General features: G+C 42.7%; 26 protein-coding genes. 8 read left to right on the top strand and 18 right to left on the bottom strand.

Annotated elements, in window-relative coordinates; all coding sequences use genetic code 11:
- The first annotated feature begins 448 nt into the window (after positions 1 to 448).
- The 8 genes from QUB80_RS16125 to QUB80_RS16090 all read left to right on the top strand — a co-directional run bounded on the left by QUB80_RS16125 (position 449) and on the right by QUB80_RS16090 (position 9,940).
- A complete protein-coding gene (locus tag QUB80_RS16125; RefSeq protein WP_289790525.1) occupies positions 449 to 973 on the top strand; it encodes an SRPBCC family protein in 525 nt (174 codons plus the stop codon).
- Between the two features lie 166 nt (positions 974 to 1,139).
- On the top strand, positions 1,140 to 2,210 hold the full coding sequence (locus QUB80_RS16120; RefSeq protein ID WP_289790524.1) for an Mrp/NBP35 family ATP-binding protein: 1,071 nt from the start codon (positions 1,140 to 1,142) through the stop codon (positions 2,208 to 2,210).
- A gap of 145 nt (positions 2,211 to 2,355) precedes the next feature.
- Positions 2,356 to 3,675 (top strand): rod shape-determining protein RodA, encoded by a 1,320-nt coding sequence (gene rodA, locus QUB80_RS16115; protein ID WP_289790523.1) that lies wholly within the window; start codon positions 2,356 to 2,358, stop codon positions 3,673 to 3,675.
- 111 nt (positions 3,676 to 3,786) lie between these two features.
- A complete protein-coding gene (locus QUB80_RS16110; protein ID WP_289790522.1) occupies positions 3,787 to 3,984 on the top strand; it encodes an NAD(P)H dehydrogenase subunit NdhS in 198 nt (65 codons plus the stop codon).
- Between the two features lie 87 nt (positions 3,985 to 4,071).
- Positions 4,072 to 4,728 (top strand): HAS-barrel domain-containing protein, encoded by a 657-nt coding sequence (locus QUB80_RS16105; protein WP_289790521.1) that lies wholly within the window; start codon positions 4,072 to 4,074, stop codon positions 4,726 to 4,728.
- 103 nt (positions 4,729 to 4,831) lie between these two features.
- A complete protein-coding gene (locus QUB80_RS16100) occupies positions 4,832 to 6,970 on the top strand; it encodes a cation:proton antiporter domain-containing protein (RefSeq protein WP_289790520.1) in 2,139 nt (712 codons plus the stop codon).
- A 522-nt stretch (positions 6,971 to 7,492) separates the two neighbouring features.
- The gene (locus QUB80_RS16095; protein WP_289790519.1) at positions 7,493 to 8,446 is read left to right on the top strand and encodes a UDP-glucuronic acid decarboxylase family protein; all 954 of its coding nucleotides are present in this window, start codon (positions 7,493 to 7,495) and stop codon (positions 8,444 to 8,446) included.
- A gap of 102 nt (positions 8,447 to 8,548) precedes the next feature.
- Positions 8,549 to 9,940: a UDP-glucose dehydrogenase family protein gene (locus QUB80_RS16090; protein WP_289790518.1), complete on the top strand. Its 1,392-nt coding sequence runs from the start codon at positions 8,549 to 8,551 to the stop codon at positions 9,938 to 9,940.
- A gap of 174 nt (positions 9,941 to 10,114) precedes the next feature.
- On the opposite strand, the gene prfA is transcribed toward QUB80_RS16090, so the two are convergent.
- From prfA to rplF, 18 genes are all read right to left on the bottom strand, one after another.
- A complete protein-coding gene (gene prfA, locus QUB80_RS16085; RefSeq protein ID WP_289790517.1) occupies positions 10,115 to 11,215 on the bottom strand; it encodes a peptide chain release factor 1 in 1,101 nt (366 codons plus the stop codon).
- Positions 11,216 to 11,317: 102 nt separating this feature from the next.
- Positions 11,318 to 11,557: a 50S ribosomal protein L31 gene (gene rpmE, locus QUB80_RS16080; protein WP_016877833.1), complete on the bottom strand. Its 240-nt coding sequence runs from the start codon at positions 11,555 to 11,557 to the stop codon at positions 11,318 to 11,320.
- Positions 11,558 to 11,659: 102 nt separating this feature from the next.
- Positions 11,660 to 12,076: a 30S ribosomal protein S9 gene (gene rpsI, locus QUB80_RS16075; RefSeq protein ID WP_289790516.1), complete on the bottom strand. Its 417-nt coding sequence runs from the start codon at positions 12,074 to 12,076 to the stop codon at positions 11,660 to 11,662.
- The gene (gene rplM, locus QUB80_RS16070) at positions 12,076 to 12,531 is read right to left on the bottom strand and encodes a 50S ribosomal protein L13 (RefSeq protein ID WP_289790663.1); all 456 of its coding nucleotides are present in this window, start codon (positions 12,529 to 12,531) and stop codon (positions 12,076 to 12,078) included. The genes rpsI and rplM overlap by 1 nt, the downstream gene beginning before the upstream one ends.
- A 78-nt stretch (positions 12,532 to 12,609) precedes the next feature.
- A complete protein-coding gene (gene truA / locus QUB80_RS16065; RefSeq protein WP_289790515.1) occupies positions 12,610 to 13,440 on the bottom strand; it encodes a tRNA pseudouridine(38-40) synthase TruA in 831 nt (276 codons plus the stop codon).
- 90 nt (positions 13,441 to 13,530) lie between these two features.
- Complete coding sequence (rplQ, locus tag QUB80_RS16060) at positions 13,531 to 13,881, bottom strand: 50S ribosomal protein L17 (RefSeq protein ID WP_289790514.1); 351 nt, start codon at positions 13,879 to 13,881, stop codon at positions 13,531 to 13,533.
- A 79-nt stretch (positions 13,882 to 13,960) separates the two neighbouring features.
- Positions 13,961 to 14,911, bottom strand: a complete 951-nt coding sequence (locus QUB80_RS16055) for a DNA-directed RNA polymerase subunit alpha (RefSeq protein ID WP_289790513.1) — start codon at positions 14,909 to 14,911, stop codon at positions 13,961 to 13,963.
- 368 nt (positions 14,912 to 15,279) lie between these two features.
- Complete coding sequence (gene rpsK / locus QUB80_RS16050; RefSeq protein ID WP_016877827.1) at positions 15,280 to 15,675, bottom strand: 30S ribosomal protein S11; 396 nt, start codon at positions 15,673 to 15,675, stop codon at positions 15,280 to 15,282.
- Between the two features lie 54 nt (positions 15,676 to 15,729).
- Complete coding sequence (rpsM, locus tag QUB80_RS16045) at positions 15,730 to 16,110, bottom strand: 30S ribosomal protein S13 (RefSeq protein WP_289790512.1); 381 nt, start codon at positions 16,108 to 16,110, stop codon at positions 15,730 to 15,732.
- Positions 16,111 to 16,205: 95 nt separating this feature from the next.
- The gene (rpmJ, locus tag QUB80_RS16040) at positions 16,206 to 16,319 is read right to left on the bottom strand and encodes a 50S ribosomal protein L36 (protein WP_006196723.1); all 114 of its coding nucleotides are present in this window, start codon (positions 16,317 to 16,319) and stop codon (positions 16,206 to 16,208) included.
- Between the two features lie 168 nt (positions 16,320 to 16,487).
- Positions 16,488 to 16,700, bottom strand: coding sequence for a S1 domain-containing protein (locus QUB80_RS16035; RefSeq protein ID WP_289790511.1), 213 nt, complete (start codon positions 16,698 to 16,700; stop codon positions 16,488 to 16,490).
- Between the two features lie 37 nt (positions 16,701 to 16,737).
- Positions 16,738 to 16,962: a translation initiation factor IF-1 gene (gene infA, locus QUB80_RS16030; RefSeq protein WP_006276978.1), complete on the bottom strand. Its 225-nt coding sequence runs from the start codon at positions 16,960 to 16,962 to the stop codon at positions 16,738 to 16,740.
- A 196-nt stretch (positions 16,963 to 17,158) separates the two neighbouring features.
- Positions 17,159 to 17,716: an adenylate kinase gene (locus QUB80_RS16025; protein WP_289790510.1), complete on the bottom strand. Its 558-nt coding sequence runs from the start codon at positions 17,714 to 17,716 to the stop codon at positions 17,159 to 17,161.
- Positions 17,716 to 19,041: a preprotein translocase subunit SecY gene (gene secY, locus QUB80_RS16020; protein ID WP_289790509.1), complete on the bottom strand. Its 1,326-nt coding sequence runs from the start codon at positions 19,039 to 19,041 to the stop codon at positions 17,716 to 17,718. The genes QUB80_RS16025 and secY overlap by 1 nt, the downstream gene beginning before the upstream one ends.
- A 73-nt stretch (positions 19,042 to 19,114) precedes the next feature.
- Complete coding sequence (gene rplO, locus QUB80_RS16015; protein ID WP_289790508.1) at positions 19,115 to 19,561, bottom strand: 50S ribosomal protein L15; 447 nt, start codon at positions 19,559 to 19,561, stop codon at positions 19,115 to 19,117.
- 88 nt (positions 19,562 to 19,649) lie between these two features.
- The gene (gene rpsE / locus QUB80_RS16010) at positions 19,650 to 20,174 is read right to left on the bottom strand and encodes a 30S ribosomal protein S5 (RefSeq protein ID WP_289790507.1); all 525 of its coding nucleotides are present in this window, start codon (positions 20,172 to 20,174) and stop codon (positions 19,650 to 19,652) included.
- A 97-nt stretch (positions 20,175 to 20,271) separates the two neighbouring features.
- Complete coding sequence (gene rplR, locus QUB80_RS16005; protein ID WP_289790506.1) at positions 20,272 to 20,634, bottom strand: 50S ribosomal protein L18; 363 nt, start codon at positions 20,632 to 20,634, stop codon at positions 20,272 to 20,274.
- Between the two features lie 2 nt (positions 20,635 to 20,636).
- The gene (gene rplF, locus QUB80_RS16000; RefSeq protein ID WP_289790505.1) at positions 20,637 to 21,185 is read right to left on the bottom strand and encodes a 50S ribosomal protein L6; all 549 of its coding nucleotides are present in this window, start codon (positions 21,183 to 21,185) and stop codon (positions 20,637 to 20,639) included.
- Positions 21,186 to 21,198 lie beyond the last annotated feature (13 nt).

The raw sequence follows: 21,198 nt of genomic DNA, 5'->3' as shown, positions 1-21,198 counted from the left end.
AAAAGGCAACAGGAGTAAACAAACCAGTTAAAGTTACCCAGCTTGCTTTGTCTTGAAGTCAAGCACATGACTAGAGTTATTTTCCCTCAAATGCGTGTAGGCTTGTACACTGATTGATTTTTTTTCAACTTCTTTTCTTTATGTAAATTTTTTGCTATGAATGTTCAACTTCCAGCAAATTAGTCTATTAGCACTTGTGCAATTGGGCAGTAGATAGGAATAATATCAGACACTGATTAATGTTTTTATCAAAAATGGTCTCTGTTGCAGGGTTGTCATCTACGACATCAGAATGTTGACGAAGCTAACAAAAAGTAAAATTTAATAACTATATTAAAAGCTTTAAACAGCAGCTGCCTTTGTATCAAATCCAGACTTGCTGTACATCAGTCAAAGTGCCGACCATGCCAGAGTTACCAAAAAGCGTGTAGCGAGGAGGATTAGGAAGATGCGAGCTTGGTTGTCCAAATTCATCCACCGCAAACGTCGTCGGTTTTGCGCTTCTTTGGTGCGAACTTATCGTGAGATTAGTTCTGCTTCTGTTGATGAACTATGGCAAAAGCTAGTTAACTTGGCTGATGTGTCTTGGCATCCATTACTAAAAAGTACTAACGTTCCTTACGGACTGGTACCCAAACCTGGATTGATTTACCAGGCTGTAACACGTTGGTCACCAATTCCCATCCGGATTTTTGTCGAGCGCGTTAATCACCAAGAGTTATTGAGCGTGAGAGTGTTAGCGATTCCTGGTGTCGAAGAACGGGTTACTTACACAATAGAGTCTACAGTTTGCGGTACTTGTTTGTCATATTCTGTAACATTACGTGGTTGGTTATCACCCTTAATTTGGTCTTTGTCTCGTCCTTATGCTGATCGCGTGGCCAAAGCATTAATCCAAGCTGTTGAAGAAAATACTCTGTCAACAGTTTCAGGTAAAAGTAAACCTCTTAAGGATGGTTGTTTTGATTTTTAGAATTAGGGATTGAGTACTAGGTACTGGGAAAGAAATTCTTTCTAGTCCCCAGTCACCTGTCCCTAGTCCCTAATACCCCTAAAAGATAAAATCCAAGTAGATAATCATTGCTGTTTATTAAAAAAAATTGCGGCAGTCAGGGTAAAAAGCAAGGGTAAAAAACATTATGAATGATGTCCTCGATTCTCGCTCGGTCTTAGAAGTGTTGCGACCGGTACAAGACCCAGAACTCCGCAAAAGTCTGGTAGACATGAACATGATTCGCAACATTAAAATCACAGAAGGTAAGGTCAGCTTCACCTTGGTGTTGACTACACCCGCCTGCCCTTTACGTGAATTTATTGTTGAAGACTGTCAAAAGGCTGTTAAAAAGTTACCAGGCGTTACGGATGTATCGATAGAAGTTACAGCAGAGACACCCCAGCAAAAAAGTTTACCTGATCGTAATGGTGTTCCTGGTGTTAAAAATATCATTGCTATTTCCAGTGGCAAAGGTGGTGTCGGTAAAAGTACGGTGGCTGTAAATGTTGCCGTTGCTCTGGCTCAAACAGGAGCAAAGGTGGGTTTGCTTGACGCCGATATTTATGGCCCCAACGATCCCACAATGTTAGGACTAGCTGATGCCCAGATAGTAGTACGCTCCTCGGAAAAAGGAGAAGTACTTGAACCTGCTTTTAATCATGGTGTCAAATTAGTATCAATGGGCTTTTTGATTGACCGCGATCAGCCAGTGATATGGCGAGGGCCGATGCTAAACGGGGTAATTCGTCAGTTTCTCTACCAAGTGGAATGGGGAGAATTAGATTATTTGATAGTAGATATGCCACCAGGAACGGGGGATGCTCAGTTAACATTGACACAAGCGGTGCCAATGGCGGGGGCTGTAATTGTAACTACACCCCAAACCGTAGCTTTGTTAGATTCTCGCAAGGGCTTACGGATGTTCCAACAGATGAATGTTTCCGTCTTAGGAATAATAGAAAACATGAGTTATTTTATTCCCCCAGATCTGCCGGATAAGCAGTATGACATTTTTGGTTCCGGTGGTGGCTCTAAAACAGCAACCGAGTTGGGAGTACCTTTGTTAGGATGTATACCATTAGAAATTTCCACCAGAATTGGTGGTGACAATGGTGTACCAATAGTTGTAGCCGATCCAAGTTCAGCCAGCGCTAAAGCTTTTAAAGCGATCGCTCAAACAATCGCAGGCAAAGTATCGGTTGCAGCTTTGGCATAGGGAATAAGGACTAGGGACAGGTGACTGGGGACTAGGAAGAATTTCTTTCCCAGTACCTAGTACCGAGTACCCAATCCCCGATACCCAGTACCCAGTCCCTAATCAATAAATTTAAAATCTAAAAGCTAAAGTCTAAAATTATCTAATGTTGTTAAAAAGGTCACGTTCCTGGCTTCCCCAGCTACGTTGGAAATACTGGTTAAAACCTTGGCAACAAGTAGACTGGTTGTTATTTTGTTTGCCAATCAGCTTAACCATATTTGGCGGTATCATGATCCGCAGTACGGAATTAAATCAAGGACTCACTGATTGGTGGTGGCACTGGCTGATTGGTGGAATTGGTTGTGCGATCGCGCTCATTTTAGCCCGCATCCGTTATGAAAATATGCTGCGATGGCACTGGGTTACCTACACTCTGATCAACATCAGCCTAATTGCAGTCATGCTGATCGGTCATAGTGCTAAAGGCGCACAAAGGTGGATTGGCTTCTTCGGTTTTAACGTTCAACCCTCAGAATTTGCCAAAATCGGGATAATTATCACCCTCGCAGCTTTATTACACAAGCGCACAGCTTCTAGCCTTGATAGTGTTTTCCGGGCTTTAGCAATCACTGCTGTTCCTTGGGGATTAGTCTTTTTGCAGCCAGACTTAGCAACTTCACTAGTATTTGGGGCGATCGTCTTGGGGATGTTGTATTGGGCAAATGCTAATCCCGGCTGGTTAATATTGCTGATTTCTCCAATTGTTGCTGCAATTTTATTTAGCATACCTTGGCCATTTGCGATCGCTTTCTCACAAGACCTAACTTTCGGTCCTTTGGGGTTAGTTTGGTCAATCGCTATGGGCATTGTTGGTTGGTGGACTCTCCCCTGGCGGCGATTTGGTCTTGGCACCATTGGGGCATGGGGTTTAAATATGTTGGGTGGAGAATTAGGACTTTTTGCTTGGAAGTATTTACTCAAAGATTATCAAAAAGACCGACTCACGTCATTTATCAACCCCAATGCCGATCCCCTCGGTTCTGCCTATCACCAAATCCAATCTCGGATTGCTATTGGTGCTGGTGAGTGGTGGGGATGGGGACTTTTTAAAGGCCCAATGACTCAGTTAAATTTTGTTCCTGAACAGCATACAGATTTTATTTTCTCTGCTGTCGGTGAAGAATTTGGTTTTATTGGGTGTTTACTCGTTTTACTGGTCTTTGGCTTACTTTGTCTGCGCCTATTGCATATTGCCCAAACTGCTAAAGACAACTTTGGCTCACTGTTAGCTATTGGTGTCTTATCTATGATTGTATTCCAGATGATAGTTAACATTGGTATGAATGTAGGTTTAGCCCCAGTAGCAGGCATTCCTCTTCCTTGGATGAGTTATGGGCGTTCTGCGATGTTGACAAATTTCATTGCCTTGGGAGTAGTAGAATCGGTGGCGAACTTTCGACAAAAACAGAAGTATTGGTCATAGTCAACAGTCATGATCATTGATAATTGACAAGCAACAAAGCACAAATTACCAATGACAAATCACTAGTCACAAGTATTAAGCTATTAACAGGAACGCTAGAAGGTACACATTATGATCCTGCCAGGAGCAACTGTTCGCGTCAAAAATCCGACAGATATCTATTATCGTTATGAAGGACTCGTGCAACGGGTTAGTGATGGCAAGGTTGCCGTACTGTTTGAAGGTGGTAACTGGGACAAACTAGTTTCCTTTCGCCTTTCGGAACTAGAAGTTGTAGAAACCACAGCAGGACGTAAAAAAGCAAAATAAATTAGTTCTTTGTCACTTGTCATTTGTCATTTGTTCTTTGCTAATGACTAATGACCAATGACTAGTGACTAATGATCCATAACTACTATGCGCCTCCCCCTACCACAATTTGATAGAGGCGATCGCCATCCTAACCACTTTGCAGAGGTGATCGAAACTTCTACTTGTGAATTTTTAGCCCAGTGCTTGGAACCAGAAGATTTAAGCTTTCCTCCCATGCCTCCCTTCGGTAGTTGGGTTTATTCTGTAGATGAAGAGTCTGGCAATCAAGTGTATGCTGTAGTGCATTATGCAACCACTATGCCCGTAGATTCCGTACACCGACCAGTCGCTCTGGGGTTATCTTTGCAGGAGTTGCGAGAGGAACAACCCCAAATTTTTGCTATGCTCAAAACTGAGTTTCGTGCAGTCATTGTGGGGTTTAAAACGGCTTCTGGGACTCAAGGTTTGAATAATAGGATGTACCAATATCTACCCCCTCGCCCTCCACAAATCCATCAACCAGTTTATCGCTGCGAACCAGAAGCGATCGTGAAATTCACTGAAGAGTTTGATTTTTTACGGACACTACTTTGTGTTAACAGTGCACCAGTAGAGTCTTTGACAGCAGCAGCTATTCGCGAGGTATATCAGTTGCGTAAAGCTGATCGACAATGGCTAACAAAAGCTGGAAGAACTCTAAGTGTGTTGCTCAAAGATGACTACGATCGCTTACGGTTTATTTTGAGTCAAATCCACCCATAGGTAGTTGCTTGCTCGTGGATGTTCGTTAGTGTAAGTAAAATTTTGGAATTAAACCAGCATTTAGAGAATCGCAGCCTCACTGTTAACCCTCCAAGCCCTACCTATGGAACTGATATCACAAGTTCTGATTATTGAACCTAGTACCCGTGTTTTTGTCCAAGAACCCATTATTCCCTTTGCCATTCTCTTATTGGTTATTTTAGTTGTACCAATTCTGTTTGAGCGGCTACGAATACCGGGATTAGTAGGTTTAGTGTTATCAGGGGTAGTTTTTGGCCCTTCTGGATGGCATATATTTCATATCAATTCACCAATATTAAACCTGTTAGCAAATATTGGATTAATCTACTTAATGTTTGTAGCAGGTTTAGAAATTAACCTAGAGCAATTTCGCCATCAGCAGAAATGGCAAGCTTTAGGTTTTAGTAGCTTGACTTTTGGTGTACCTTTGGTGGTAGGCATTTTAATTGGCCGGAGCTTTGAGTTTGACTGGATTGCTGCGACCATAATTGGCTCTACTCTAGCTTCCTACACTCTTTTGGCATATCCCTTAATTAATCGTCTTGGAGTAATCAACAACGAGGCAGTTAGTGTAGTCGTTAGAGCTACTGTTTTTACTAATCTAGGTGCATTACTGGTATTAGCTTTATGTTTAGCAGTTAATACCAAAAACCTGGACTTTTGGCAGATCATTCCTTCACTGAATTCATTAGCTATTTACACATTCATCGTTTTAGTTGGTTGTAATTGGGCAGGTAAAGAATTTTTGCGGCGATCGGGAGAAGATGAGGGCAATCAGTTTTTGTTCGTGCTGCTTTCTGTGTTTTTCGCAGTCATAAGTGCGCAATTATTTGGGGTAGAAAGAATTTTTGGAGCATTTTTAGCAGGTTTAGCTGTAAATGAAGTTGTCGGTGAAGGGCCGATTAAAGAAAAATTAGTCTTTGCTGGTAGCGTGCTGTTCATTCCTATTTTCTTTGTTTACCTTGGCTTGCTCATTCACCTGCCCAGCTTGATTAATAGCATCGCTACACTTGAGTTAACTGTTTTAGTTGTTGTGGGTTTAATAGCTAGTAAATTTATCGCGGCTTTACTGACAAAACTGATTTACCACTACAACTGGCAAGAAATGTTAACTATGTGGTCGCTGTCACTGCCTCAGGTTGGCGTGACATTGGCTGCAACTTTAGTAGGGTATCAGAGTGGGTTGCTATCAGAAATGGTCTTAGACAGCGCCATTATACTCATGGTGGTTACATCAACTTTAGGGCCATTCATGACTAGTCAGTTTGCTGTTAGTTTGCCTTCTTCACCAACTCAACAACAACCTGCACTAGTACTACCCGAAAATGATTCTGAAAAAATAGACAAAAACCCCTTTACTATTATCGTACCAGTTTACAATCCCCAGACACAGCAGTACTTAATTGAGATGGCGGCATTATTAGCATATCAAGCTAATGGCAGAATTATGCCTTTAGCTATTGCCACTGCCGCAGCTCACATGGATGCACCCCAATTAGAAACGTCTTTGCAAAAGAGTGAAAAATTACTCACAAAAGCTACAGCACTAAGTCGAGTCTTGGGTGTAAAAGCAGAGCCACTATTACGGATCGATGATGCTTTTGCACAAGGAATTAGCAGAGCAGCACGCGAACACAAGGCGAATTTAATTGTTATGGGTTGGGGTAAACGCACTGGGTTAAGAGCGCGGTTATTCGGTAACGTCATTGATGGCGTTCTTTGGGCATCTCACTGTCCAGTCGCAGTCACACGTCTGGTGGACTCACCAAAAAAAATACAGCGTATCTTAGTGCCAGTGGAAAATATCATCGCACCAACATTACAACCCGTACAATTTGCTCAAATTCTGGCAGAAGCAAATCAAGCACAAGTGACTGTGTTAAATGTGTGTGATCGCCGTACTAGTTCTAGCAAAATATCATGGAGGCGATCGCAACTGTCTTTACTGGTGTCAAAATTAACTTTGCCTAATCCACCAGAAATTCAAATCATCGCTCATGAAAATGTTGCCCAAGCAATTTTGCAAGCAGCACGATTATATGATTTAGTTGTACTGCCTTTTGTACGTAATCGTACTAGTCCGGGTGGATTAGCTATTAGTGATGTTACAACTCAGTTAGCTAGTCAACTGACCTGCTCTATTGTCATGCTTGGAGAACCACAACACAGTTCATCTACAGCTTTATTAACAGGTATATCTAACTCTACAGCAGTTGTTTAAAAGACGGTAGATAGATGGCTTTAGAGCTAATTTGTTAATTACTGAACTACGTCTCCACTAGCTTAAGCTTTTGAGTGATTTCACGAGAAAAGTATTAGGAATTTTCCTAGCCGCAAAGATTTCTAGAAATTTTAGAAATTTTTACTCGTACAAAATTTCGTCGATATGTGTGAAACTGTGATTGGTAAATTGATTAGTAGCAAAATGTTGAGAATTAACATTATTATTTATTCAAATTAAAAAGATTGATTGAAGAATTTTAATCTTTTTAAAGATTGAGTAAAAATTTATGTAAATCTTAATATTTGCAAAAGATATTTGATAACTTTCTTAAATAATTGTTTAATTATTGAAAAATTACGTATAAACAACAAAACTTGTCTAAGAAAAATTATTGACTAATATTGACTAATATCTAGTTATCTCAATAATAATACATATGCTGTTTTTTATACCTTTAGTGGTGAATCTAAGCACAAGTCCTAGTTCTGGCTAAAAATATCTGCAACTACCAAGGAAACTATGAGAATTTTGGTGACGGGCGGTGCCGGCTTTATTGGTTCCCATCTGATCGACCGACTAATCAATGACGGACATGAAATAATTTGCTTAGACAATTTTTATACGGGTCATAAGCGAAATATTTTGAAATGGTTGGATCATCCTTATTTTGAGTTAATCCGCCATGATATTACTGAACCAATTCGGTTAGAGGTCGATCAAATTTACCATTTAGCTTGTCCTGCATCTCCAGTACATTACCAGTACAACCCTGTTAAAACTGTCAAAACCAACGTGATGGGAACCTTAAATATGTTGGGGTTAGCAAAGCGTGTTAAGGCTCGCTTCCTGTTGGCTTCAACTAGTGAAGTTTATGGTGATCCAGAAGTTCATCCCCAAAGTGAAGAGTACAGAGGTAGTGTCAATCCCATTGGACTTCGTTCATGCTACGACGAAGGCAAACGTATTGCTGAGACATTGGCATTTGATTATTACAGGCAAAATAAAGTTGATATTAGAGTTGCTCGCATTTTTAACACTTACGGGCCTCGGATGCTAGAAAATGATGGTCGGGTAGTAAGCAACTTTGTCGTGCAAGCATTACGAGGTATTCCTCTGACAGTATATGGTGATGGATCGCAAACCCGTAGCTTTTGCTATGTATCAGACCTTGTGGATGGACTGATACGGCTGATGAATGGAGAATATATTGGGCCAGTAAATTTAGGAAATCCTGACGAATACACAATTCTCGAATTAGCTCAGGCTGTGCAAAACCTGATTAATCCAGATGCACAAATTAAGTATGAGCCACTGCCAGCAGACGATCCGCGCCGCCGTCGTCCCGATATTACTAAAGCGAAAACATGGTTAAATTGGAAACCTACCGTTCCTTTACAAGAGGGGTTAAAACTGACTGTAGAAGATTTCCGCGATCGCATAATGAACACTCAAACCTCAAAAATCAATAGTTAAAAATACTCATGCAACAGTTAAACTAACTCATAACTTTTAGCTGTAGACTGCTGGAAACTTCTTTTTAAAACTTAACCCCAACAAAGCAAGGAATTGAGAAAAATGCGTGTTTGCGTTATTGGTACTGGTTACGTGGGCTTGGTGACGGGTGCGTGCTTGGCTCACATCGGACATGATGTTATTTGTGTAGATAACAACGAAGAAAAAGTAAAGTTGATGAAGGCTGGGCAGTCACCGATTTTTGAACCGGGACTCTCGGAAATTATGCAAGCTGCTATTCAAGGTGGGAAAATCGAATTTACGACCGATCTCGGTGCAGGAGTTAGTCATGGTGATATTCTCTTTATTGCTGTAGGAACACCACCACTACCCACAGGTGAAAGTGATACCCGTTATGTCGAAGCGGTTGCCCGTGGAATTGGTGCCAATTTGAACGGTGGCTATAAAGTGATCGTCAATAAATCGACGGTACCAATTGGTTCAGGTGACTGGGTGCGGATGATTGTTCTAGATGGCATCGCCGAACGGCAAAAAACTTTAGTAGCCGTTGGCGGTGGGCGTACTGAAGAAAAACTGCCTGAAATTACAGCTCAGTTTGATGTAGTCAGCAACCCAGAGTTTTTACGTGAAGGTTCGGCAGTTTACGATACTTTCAATCCCGATCGCATTGTTTTAGGTGGTAATAGTTCTCGAGCTGTTGCCATGATGCAAGAACTATATGCTCCAATTGTCGAGCGTAAATATGCCCAAGACCAGTCTCTACCACCAGTACCCGTGTTGGTAACAGATCTGAGTTCGGCAGAAATGATTAAATATGCTGCTAACGCCTTTTTAGCAACCAAGATTAGCTTTATTAATGAAGTTGCCAACATTTGCGATCGCGTTGGTGCGGATGTTACTCAGGTAGCTAAAGGTATCGGTTTAGACTCTCGAATTGGCAACAAATTCTTAAACGCTGGGATCGGCTGGGGTGGTTCCTGCTTCCCCAAAGATGTGGCTGCACTGATTCACACTGCCGATGACTACGGTTATGAAGCACAGCTACTGAAATCTGCTGTCTGTGTTAACCAACGCCAACGCTTGATTGCTGTGGAAAAGCTCCAACAAGCATTGAAAATCCTCAAAGGAAAGACAGTTGGATTACTTGGTTTAACCTTCAAGCCTGACACCGATGATATGCGTGATGCTCCAGCACTCAATCTCATTGAGCAACTTAACAGACTAGGAGCCAAAGTTAAGGCATACGATCCGATTGTGTCCCAATCTGGTTTGCGTGATGGTTTGACAGGTGTATTAGTAGAAACCGATCCCGAAAGACTTGCTGATGGTTGTGATGCTTTGGTATTAGTTACCGAGTGGCAGCAGTTCAACAATCTTGACTATGCCCAGATGGCAAAATTGATGAGTCACCCTGTCATGATTGATGGTCGTAACTTCCTCGATCCTGAAAAAATGGTGAGAGCTGGCTTCCAATACATAGGCGTGGGTAGATAAAAATTCAAACTCCACAAACCCTCGTTACCAGGTTCAACCTGGTAACGAGAAATAGAGCCTCTGGCTCTCTCATCATTTTCAGGACAAATTAAAAACCGCCTGAATATGCTTTAAGCAAAAGCACAACAAGCGGTTGTCTACAACCTAATAAAATCAAAGAAATAAAAGAGTCTATTATTGAGATACACCAGAAGCAGCAAGTTCTGCTAAACGTTCCTGCTGATCTTGAGAGATACAAGCTTGAATAACTGACTCTAAATCCCCTTCTAGAATGGTATTGAGCGAATAGTTTTGACCAAGGCGGTGGTCGGTAACCCGGTTGTCTTTATAGTTGTAGGTGCGAATTTTTTCAGAACGCGCTCCTGTACCAACCTGCGATCGCCGCATGGAAGTTACTGCTTCTTGTTGTTCGCGTAACTTCATTTCATACAACTTTGCCCGCAAGATCTGCATCGCCCGTTCTTTGTTTTGCAACTGGCTGCGTTCTTCGGTACAGAAAATCCGAATTCCAGTGGGTTTGTGCATCAAGTCAACTGCTGTTTCCACCTTGTTGACGTTTTGTCCACCAGCACCACCAGAACGAGCTGTAGTCATTTCAATATCTTTAGGGTCAATATGAATTTCCACGTCATCTACTTCTGGCATAATCGCCACTGTAGCAGTAGAAGTGTGAACCCTTCCTCCAGCTTCTGTAACTGGTACGCGCTGTACGCGATGGACTCCCGCTTCAAATTTGAGCTTGCTGTAAACGTTGTCTCCCTGAATTTCCAAAATTGCTTCTTTGAAGCCACCCATTTCGGCGAGAGATTCACTCACCAGCTTAACTCGCCAACCTTGAGTATCGGCATAGCGGGAATACATTCGGACTAAATCGCCAGCCCAGATACTAGCTTCATCACCCCCAGTACCTGCACGAATTTCCAACATGATGTTTTTATCATCATTTGGATCGCGCGGTAATAATAAGATTTTCAGGCGAGTTTCCAGATTTTCGATTTTTTCTTCTAATTCCTGAACTTCCATCGCTGCCATTTCTTGCAGTTCTGGATCGCCTTGAGATTCTTTGAGGACTTGACGCGCCCCTACTAATTCTTCTTGAGCTGTTTTCCAAATTTCATAGGTGTTGACTACTTCTTCCAAAGAAGAACGTGACTTTGCCACTTTCTGATACTCATCTGGATTTTTGGCAGTATCGGGATCGGCAAGACGACGAGTCAATTCGTTAAAAGTTTGTTCAACAGATTTAAGTTTCTCCAGTAAATACTGTTCAGCCATAACGAGTGCGATCGCTCCTTAAAAAATAACAAGTTGGCTCAAGCCTTAATGACAAGCGACCCAGCAGATGCAGGGTCGTCGTAAAATGAGGCTGCCAACCCGCTACTTTTTGTTTTTGCCGCCAGAAGCTCGATCGTTCGTCATGCCGTATTTACGACGGAAGCGTTCAACGCGACCTTCGGTGTCAATTATCTTCTGAGTACCAGTGTAAAATGGGTGGTTTCCAGACCAAACATCTACGTGCAGTTCTGGCTTTGTTGAGCCTACGGTCATTACAACTTGACCGTTGCAGTAAACTTTAGCCTCTGGATACCATTCAGGATGAATTCCAGGTTTAGCCATTGTTTTTTTGTTTGTGATTTTATTACGATTATAACTTTTAGCCTTGAGCCTAATTAATGGCAACAAATAGTTAGCCACTAGCTAAACACAATCCAAAATTGCTTAACGCTTGGAGTACTGAGGTGCTTTGCGGGCTTTGTGCAAACCGTACTTTTTCCGTTCTTTTGCCCGTGGATCGCGGGTAAGATAGCCTTCGGTTTTCAAAGGCGAGCGGTTTTCTGGATCGAGTTGACAAAGAGCGCGAGCTACTCCCAGACGAATTGCATCTGATTGTCCGGTTAAGCCGCCACCTTCGGCTTTGACCAAAATATCATATTCATTTTCCAGCCCCAGAGTTTCTAGAGGAGCTTTAATAATTCCCAGGTAATTGGGATTGAACTGGAAATACAAATCACCAGGTTTACCATTGACGTTTAGCTGACCGCTACCTGGAATTAGGCGTACACGTGCTATGGCGGACTTACGACGACCAGTACCCCAGTACATGGCACGACCGCCAGTATTATCTATTGCTTGCATTAATCTTGTTCTCCTGGAATAGTACTAATTTTTAGTTCTTGAGGTTTTTGAGCTTGATGAGGGTGAGTTGGGCCAGCATAGACTTTAAGCTTGGTAAATAACTGGCGTCCTAGACTATTTTTGGGCAGCATACCTTTTACAGCATGCTCAATAATCCGTTCTGGTAAGCGAGCTTGTAGCTTGGCAAAAGTTTCTGTTTTCATGCCACCGGGACGACCGGAATGACGACGATACAGCTTTTGGCTACGTTTTTTGCCTGTTACAGCTACTTTTTCTGCATTGATGACAATTACAAAGTCGCCTGTATCCATATGGGGCGTATATTCAGGTTTATTTTTCCCCCGCAGCACCATCGCAATTTCGCTAGCCAAACGGCCAAGACGCTGATCGGTGGCATCTATAACGTACCAATCATGTTTGAGGGAATTACCAGGAGGAAGGTATGTTTTGTTCAGTGTCATTTGTCATTTGTCCTTTGTCATCTGTCTTTTATTATTGTCATTTGTCTAGTAGTCATTTGTCTTTTGTCATGACTAATGATGACTAATGACATAGAGAGGCTGTGTATCAAACCAGACCTCTTTTGGAAAGGGAAAATCTGGATAGCCTACTCGCAAAAGGCATAGACCGTGAGAAGGCGCAGCATATTTCACCTCTTCTCGACGTTCATATTTCCAGAGGTCGGTAAAGTTAGCTAGCGATCGCTGCCCAGAACCTACCTGTACTAGCATTCCCACCAACAGCCGCACCATACCATACAAAAATCCATCTGCCTGAATTTCAATATGAATAAATGGATCGCTACGATAACACTCTACTGCTTGCACCTCTACCCAAGAATGCTTGCGACTTGAGTTAGCTCGATGAAATGCTCCCAGGTGATGGCGTCCAACCAGGGGTTTCAATGCTGCTTGCATCAATAATTCATCTAAAGGTGCATGATAGTAATGCCAACAAAAGGCTTTAGTGAACAAGTTCGGTCGTTGGTCAGTGTATATGGTATAGCGATATCGGCGATATGCTGCACTAAAACGAGCGTGCCAACTTTGACTCACAGCTGCTGATGCCCGAATCAATATATCTTTAGGCAAGTAGCTGTTTAAAATTGTTGCCCATTTATGAGCTGGTATTACACTGTTGGTGTCAAAATGAGCCACTTGAGCGGCGGCGTGAACTCCAGCATCAGTACGTCCCGCACCATGTAAGGTCACTGGATAGCCAAGGATGTTCGCCAGTGCTGTTTCTATTTCTTCTTGCACCGTGCGGTGTTGTAGTTGTCGTTGCCAGCCATGAAAATGAGTGCCCAGGTATTGGATTACCAGGGCGACTCGCTGGGTTGGTGTAGGCTGGTAGCTCTCTAACATACAATCGGCTAAAGGTTAAAGTTTGAAGTAAAGAAGTAAAGAAGTATGAAAGATGATCCTTCTGCCTTCTGCCTTCTGCCTTCTGCCTTCTTAAACCAGTTCAATTATTGCCATTTCGGCGTTATCTCCGCGACGACGCACGGTATGCAAAATCCGAGTATAACCACCTTGACGGTTACCATAACGACTAGCAGCTTGATCAAACAGAGCATGAACTAGTTGTTTATCATACAAATAACCGATCGCCTGACGACGTGCTGCTAAGGAGCCGTCTTTTGCCAAGGTAATCATTTTGTCTACTTCTGCCCGTACCACCTTGGCTCTGGTTAGAGTCGTGGTGATCCGACCATGACGAATCAACTGTGTAGTCAGCGATCGCAATAAGGCACGACGCTGGTCGGCAGGTTTACTGAGTTTTTTGACTCGACAACGATGACGCATAACTATGAACCATTAACGATAATACTTACTTAAGATGGCTGCTAATTGTTAATTGTTAGTTACTATTAACCATTAGCTATTAACCTCCATGCTTAGAAGACCTTTCGGTTGGCAAAGTAATACCTAAGCGTCGCTGCAAGGCTTCAACTACTTCTTCAGCCGACTTCTGACCAAAGTTTTTAATTTCTAAAAGGTCTTCTTGGGTATAATCCAACAAGTCCGCTACAGAATTAACTTGTGCTCGCTTCAGACAGTTATAAGCACGTACTGAAAGCTGTAACTCTTCGATTGGAATTTGAGCAGTGGGGTCGTCTGGGATATCAGAATCTGTATCTGTCTGTCTGATATCGATGTCTTTTAAGGGGTTAAATAAGTCTACTAAGATTCCAGCTGCCGAGGAAAGAGCTTCTTGAGGGGTAATACTGCCATTTGTCCATATTTCTAACAACAGCCTATCTTTGGGCAACCCACTATCACTACGAGTTTCTTCAACACTGTAGTTAACTTTTCTGACTGGCATAAACACCGAGTCAATTTGGAGAAAGTCCAAAGATGTGGCTTCTTCACGACCTCGCTCTATAGTGCGATAACCCTTACCTTTCTCAATCCGAAATTCCATTTCCAGCTTTCCACCATCAGCCAGGGTAGCTATATACTGGGTCGGATCCATTACTTCTACTTCACTTGGCAAATCAAAATGTGCCGAAGTGACGGTGGCTGGCCCAGTCACAAGTAAGCGACCTATTTGTGGTTGAGCGGAATAGCTTTTGAGGATAACTTCCTTCATCCTCATCATAATTTCCAAAACATCTTCCCTCACGCCCGGAACAGTAGCAAACTCATGTGTAACACCCGCGATTCGTACTGCTGTTACTGCTGTCCCCTCTAAGTTTGACAATAAAATCCGTCTGAGGGCATTGCCGACGGTAGTTCCTTGTCCCCGCTCCAGAGGTTCCAAAATAAATTTGCTGTAGTGGCTCCGACTTTCTTCTGTATTAGACTCTACACATTCAATTTGAAATTGCGCCACGGAGTAGCCTCCCTTGTTGTAAGGTCTTGCTGGTAGGCAATATTATTGCCTACAGATAATTTTTGCCCTGTGCTTGAGGTCTATCAAACTGCAATTTTCCAATGACGGTAGAGTTTGAAGTCCTGAAGAACTTAATGGGCGCTACTATTATGTTTTAGGTTTTCCGAAGTTTAGCAGCCCTTCGTGCAATGGCAACTGGCGCACTTCGGACGGCCACTATACGTGTGAGGGAAACAGGCAAGTTTAACAGTCATCAATAAATTTTCAGTAATCATTTGCTGTAGCCTGCGGCAAGCCGCTCGCTGCACATCTACATTGTTTACTGTTAACTGTTCACTGATTGCCTCTATTGCCCAACAGTCTTATGTCTATACTCGACGGCGTTTGGGCGGGCGACAGCCATTGTGGGGAATTGGGGTAATATCCCGAATTAATGTTATCTCTAGTCCTGCTCCTTGTAGCGCCCGGATTGCGGTTTCTCGACCTGCTCCTGGACCGCTTACCATTACCTCTATTTGGCGCATTCCCTGATCGATTGCTCGACGTGCTGCACTTTCAGCAGCAGTTTGGGCTGCAAAAGGAGTTCCTTTTTTTGCACCCTTGAAGCCGCTAGAGCCAGCACTAGCCCAAGAGATCACATCTCCGTTTTGATCGGTAATGGTGACGATGCTATTGTTGAAAGTAGATTGAATGTAAGCAATACCGTTAGGTACATTGCGTTTCTGTTTTTTGCTCCCAGTTTTTTTACTCGGTTGTCGCGCCATAGTGGTGTAACTAAATGAAGGTAAAACTTGCCTTTAGCAAGCATGAAAGAAGAATTATTTCGTTGGTGCTTTTTTCTTACCAGCCACTGTCTGCCTTCTACCGCGTCTGGTTCTGGCGTTGGTGCGAGTCCTTTGTCCTCTTACTGGTAGGCCTAAGCGATGGCGACGTCCTCTGTAGGTGCCAATGTCAACTAGACGCTTGATGTTCATCCCTTCCAAGCGTCTTAAGTCGCCTTCCACTTGATAGTTACTTTCTATTTCTGCCCGCAGGGCTGCTACATCGGCATCGCTGAGATCTTTTACACGAGTGTCTGGATTCACACCTGTAGTTGCTAAAATCTCTTTCGACCTTGATAAACCAATTCCGTAAATGTAAGTTAGACCAATTTCAACACGCTTGTCGCGTGGAAGGTCTACTCCGGCAATACGTGCCACAACTATTTTCTCCCTATGTTCTCAAGCTTTTTTGTTGGTTTGAACAGTGATTTTGTGCTTCACTCAATACCAAGCGCTATAACTGTAGTATTGCTTTAGCCTTGACGTTGTTTGTGCTTCGGATTAACACAAATCACCATGACGCGACCCCGGCGTCGGATCACGTTACATTTTTCACACATTTTCTTGACTGAGGCTCTGACTTTCATACTTTCCTAATTGATTACAAATAGTGAATTATAGCATTTTTCAAGAAATTATTCAGTTAAATGGTAGAAGGGAAACTAACAGATTTGGTTGTATGGTATAGTATTCTACATACACTTACTTTTTCCGAAATCTATAGGAGATTAAACCTAACTCATTTACTGACTCTTTCACCCTATTTCCTTATGCTTGCCAGCTAACATTCTTAGGTAAGTTTCTTTACAAGCTATGGAAGCCAAGACATTAACACTTGTGTGAACTAAAGCCGTTGGAACTTGTGATTTAGTAACAATCGAGGCATCGTTTTGTTCAACTTGAAAGCTATCATTTGGTAAAATTTCGGTGATTATACCTTCAATCTGAACCTTGTGTTGTTTATTCAAGCATCTGTTAACCTCCGATAAAATTATTACTTCTAAATTATTTTTTGCGTAGTCGATAAGTGATTCGACCCTTTGTCAGGTCGTAGGGAGTCAGTTCAACTTTGACGCGATCGCCAGGTAAAATCTTGATATAGTTGCGACGGATTTTACCAGAAATGTGAGCGAGAACGTTAAAGCCATTGTCGAGATCAACGCGAAACATCGCATTGGGCAATGACTCAGTCACAGTGCCTTCCATTTCAATTAAATCTTGCTTAGACAATTTGTTTGTTCCTCAACTCAACTATTGTTGCCGCTTGCAGCTAATTTTAGTCTGCAATTGCACATAATACGGAAAATATATCAACAGTTTATTAATATATCTTATCTAAAATTCTTGACACTATCTGGAATGAGAGTGGGTGAGAGTAGGATAGGATACAGTTTCCTAATCCCACTCTATATAGGTGCTTGTAAAACTAGGAAGCGTTTACCTGCTTTTTAATTTCGGTAGAAACTTCTTCAAGGGACTGATTACCATTGACACTCAGGAGTTGATGACGGTTACGGTAAAAATCAATCAAGGGGGCTGTCTCAGAGCGGTAGACTTCTAGGCGGCGACGAATCACCTCTTCTGAATCATCTTTGCGTCCACGTTGCAGCAAACGACCGACTACAACCTCATCTGGAACATCCAAATTAACTACCTTTTCTCCACGTTGAGCTAACTTTTGCAGCAATTCTTCTAAAAAAGCTGCTTGTTTCACTGTGCGGGGAAAACCATCAAGAATCCAACCTGAATTAGTATCACCTTGCTGGAGACGTTCCTCCACCATATCTTGTACAAGTTGATCGGGAACTAATTCTCCTCTATCCATGTAGCTTTGAGCTTTAATCCCAAGAGGAGTTTGTTCTTTTAACGCTTGGCGCAAGATATCACCCGTAGAAATATGGGGGATGTTCCAGTACTCAGCTAATTTTTTAGCTTGAGTTCCTTTGCCGGCTCCAGGTGGCCCCAAGAAGATTAATCGCGTCACTATTGTTTCACCATTCCTTCATAGCGCTGAGAAATCACGTAAGTTTGGATTTGTTTTGCTGTATCAATTGCCACACCAACTAGAATTAGCAAAGAAGTAGCACCTAATCCTCTGAAGGTTGGTACTCCTAAAGCTCTTTCTACGGCGGTGGGGATAATAGCAACCAAACCCAAAAAGATAGCACCCAAAAAAGTTAGTCGATTTAAAACGCGCTCTATATATTCGCTCGTGGCTTTACCCGGACGAATACCAGGAATACTAGAACCCATTTTTTTGAGGTTTTGCGCTATGTCAACAGGGTTTACAATCAAAGATGAATAGAAATAACTAAAGAATACAATCGAAATGAGGTAAACTAGCGCGTAAGCCCAAGATTGAGAACCGCCAGGACTTAAATAAGTATTGATAATGTTGGCGATTTCTGGATTTCTAGTAAAGTTGGCAATCAACAGTGGCAAACTAAGAATTGCAGCAGCAAAAATAATTGGCATCACTCCACCTTGATTTAAACGTAAGGGGAGATAGCTACGCTGCTCGGCGAAAATACGCCGACCAACTTGACGGCGAGCAGAAATAATCGGAATACGGCGAATAGCTTCTTGAACAAATACAATACCGACAATTGTCGCTAGGAAGACAAGGACAAGTACAATCACTGGCCCAACTCTTTCCCTCACTATTTCTTGGCCGCTACCTTGAATGTAAGCAATGGTATCACTAAGAGACTTCGGTAGTGTTGCCACGATGTTGACAAAAATCAACAAAGATGCACCATTCCCAATTCCCCTCTCTGTAATTACTTCCGACGCCCACATTACGAACATCGAGCCAGCCACTAGAGCTACTGCTGTTTCAACTACAAAAAATGGACTGAAGTTATAGGCAAAAGGTCTGAGCCAGAATCCTGCCAAGAAAACACTTTGAAGAATCGCCCAACCCAAAGCTACATAGCGTGTAATTTGGGAAATTTTCCGCCTTCCTGCTTCACCTTCATTTTTCTGCAAATTTTCTAAAGATGGAATGGCAGCAGTAAGTAATTGGATAATAATAGAGGCATTAATGAAAGGCAAAATACCCAGGGCAAAGACTCCCAAAGCCGACAGTCCGCCTCCAGAAAAAATATCCAAAAAGCTGAAGATTTGGTTATTACTACTAACAGCAGCAGCAAACTGCTCCCGATTAATTCCTGGTATGGGTATGTGTATGCCCATACGAATCAAAATCAGAATACCAACGGTGACAAGCAGCCGACCTCTCAGCCCAGCTGCTTGTGCCATTTGCATAAAAGTTTCTTGAGCTGTTGGGGGTTTATCTCGACTGATCATAGAGGGCTACCTTAAGATAGTGAAGCAGGCGCTGGCTAGAGTAGGCGTACGCTTAGGTGTGCTCCCAGTTGGCTCACTCTAAAACTTCACAACTCCCACCAGCTGCCTCAATTTTGCTACGAGCTGTACCTGTGAAAGCTGCCGCCTTAACTTTGAGCGGAACGCTCAATTCCCCATCACCCAAAATTTTCAATGGACCTTTGACAGCAGTGAGAATACCTGCTTCTTTTAGAGAGGTCAATGTTACTTCTGCATTTGCTGGGAGGGAGGCTAGCTTCTCTACATTAATCGTAGTGTAATTTTTACGATTAACTAGAGGAAAGCCCTTCAACTTTGGGATGCGGCGGTATAATGGCTGTTGACCACCTTCAAAACCAGGCCTGGTGCCGCCACCAGATCTAGCTTTTTGACCACGCATACCTTTACCGGCACTAGCACCCTGACCAGCAGATACACCACGACCTAGACGACGAGGTCGTTTTTTTGAGCCTTTTTGAGGACGAACATCGTTTAATCTCATAATCAAAGCTTTTCGTAAGAGAATAATTTTAGTTTGCTAATAGCTAACAGCTAATGGCACATAACAATTAGCAATTAGCATTTAGCTATTAAATGTAAAGATTTTCTACAGAAACACCCCTGTCTTCAGCAACTTCTGAGAAAGTCCGCAGGGTGGTAAGGGCATTGATTGCAGCTCTTGCGTTGTTGAGAGGGTTATTAGAGCCGAGTTGTTTAGCTAAGATATTACGAATGCCTGCCAACTCCAGCACAGTACGAACAGCACCACCGGCAATTACACCAGTCCCAGGAGCGGCTGGACGCATCATTACCTTTGCACCGCCACCCATGCCATTAATGGGGTGGGGAATAGAGTTGGATTTAGTAATAGGGATGTCAATTAAGTGTTTTTTGCCGTCGGCTACACCTTTTTTCACGGCACCAATTACATCCGAGGCTTTACCTACTCCCACACCAACTTGACCGCGCTCATTACCGACGACCACGATCGCGCGGAAGCTAAGTTTCTTACCTCCTTTTACTACTTTACTGACTCGGCGGATCTGAATAACCCGCTCTTGCCAGTTAGTTTCTTCTTTTTTTGCGCGGTTAGCTTTACGACGATTTGTTGCCATGTTTCGATAGTCCTTTGTCCTTTGTCATTTGTCACTTGTCCTTTGCCATTCGTCATTTATTGCTAATGACTACTAACTAATGACCAATGACTAGTGTTTAGAAATCTAACCCAGCCTCACGTGCTGCTTCAGCTAGTGCTTTGACTCGACCATGATAAAGATTGCCACCGCGATCAAAGACTACTTTTGAGATGCCTTTTTCTAGTGATCGTTGAGCTATCAATTTACCAACTTCGGTAGAAGCTTGACAGTTTTTACCTGAGCCGAGTTTGGATTTCAATTCAGGTTCAACAGAAGAGGCTGCCACTAAAGTATGATGACTAGTATCATCAATTACTTGAGCATAAATATGCTGGTGTGAACGAAACACTGCTAACCGTGGACGTTCCGTAGAACCGTTTACTTTGCCGCGTATGCGCCGATGGCGACGCTGTCTTGATTCTATACGAGTAAGCTTCATATTTATTTCTTACCACCTTTACCAGTCTTACCAGCTTTGCGTCTAACTGCTTCGCCGGAGTAACGAATACCTTTGCCTTTGTAGGGTTCTGGTGGACGAACGGCACGAATTTTGGCTGCCGTGTTGCCTACCACTTCTTTGTCATAGCCGCTGACAATAACATTGGTGTTATTTTCAACTGCAAAGTTAACTCCTTCTGGTGGTGCAATCTGCACTTGATGGCTATAACCCATATTTAAAACGAGGGTACGACCTTGGACTTGAGCCCGGTAACCAACTCCTTGAATCTCCAAACGTCGTTCAAAGCCTTTGGAAACTCCTTCAACCATATTGGCAACCAAGGTACGGGACAATCCGTGCATTTGCCTTGAGGTGCGTGAATCATCTCGACGGCTAACCGTCAAGATTTCCCCTTCTTGGGAAACTATTACATGATTGGGAAGCTCGCGAGAAAGCTCACCTTTTGGCCCTTTGACACTAACTTTGGTGCCATCAACTGTCACTTGCACTTTTGCAGGGACTGTGATTGGGCGTTTACCAATTCGAGACATAACCTTTTGTCCT

The organism is Chlorogloeopsis sp. ULAP01, assembly GCF_030381805.1.
Lineage (GTDB): Bacteria > Cyanobacteriota > Cyanobacteriia > Cyanobacteriales > Nostocaceae > Chlorogloeopsis.
The sequence above is the reverse complement of the archived record's forward strand: the minus strand, read 5'-3'. Positions and strand labels throughout refer to the sequence as shown.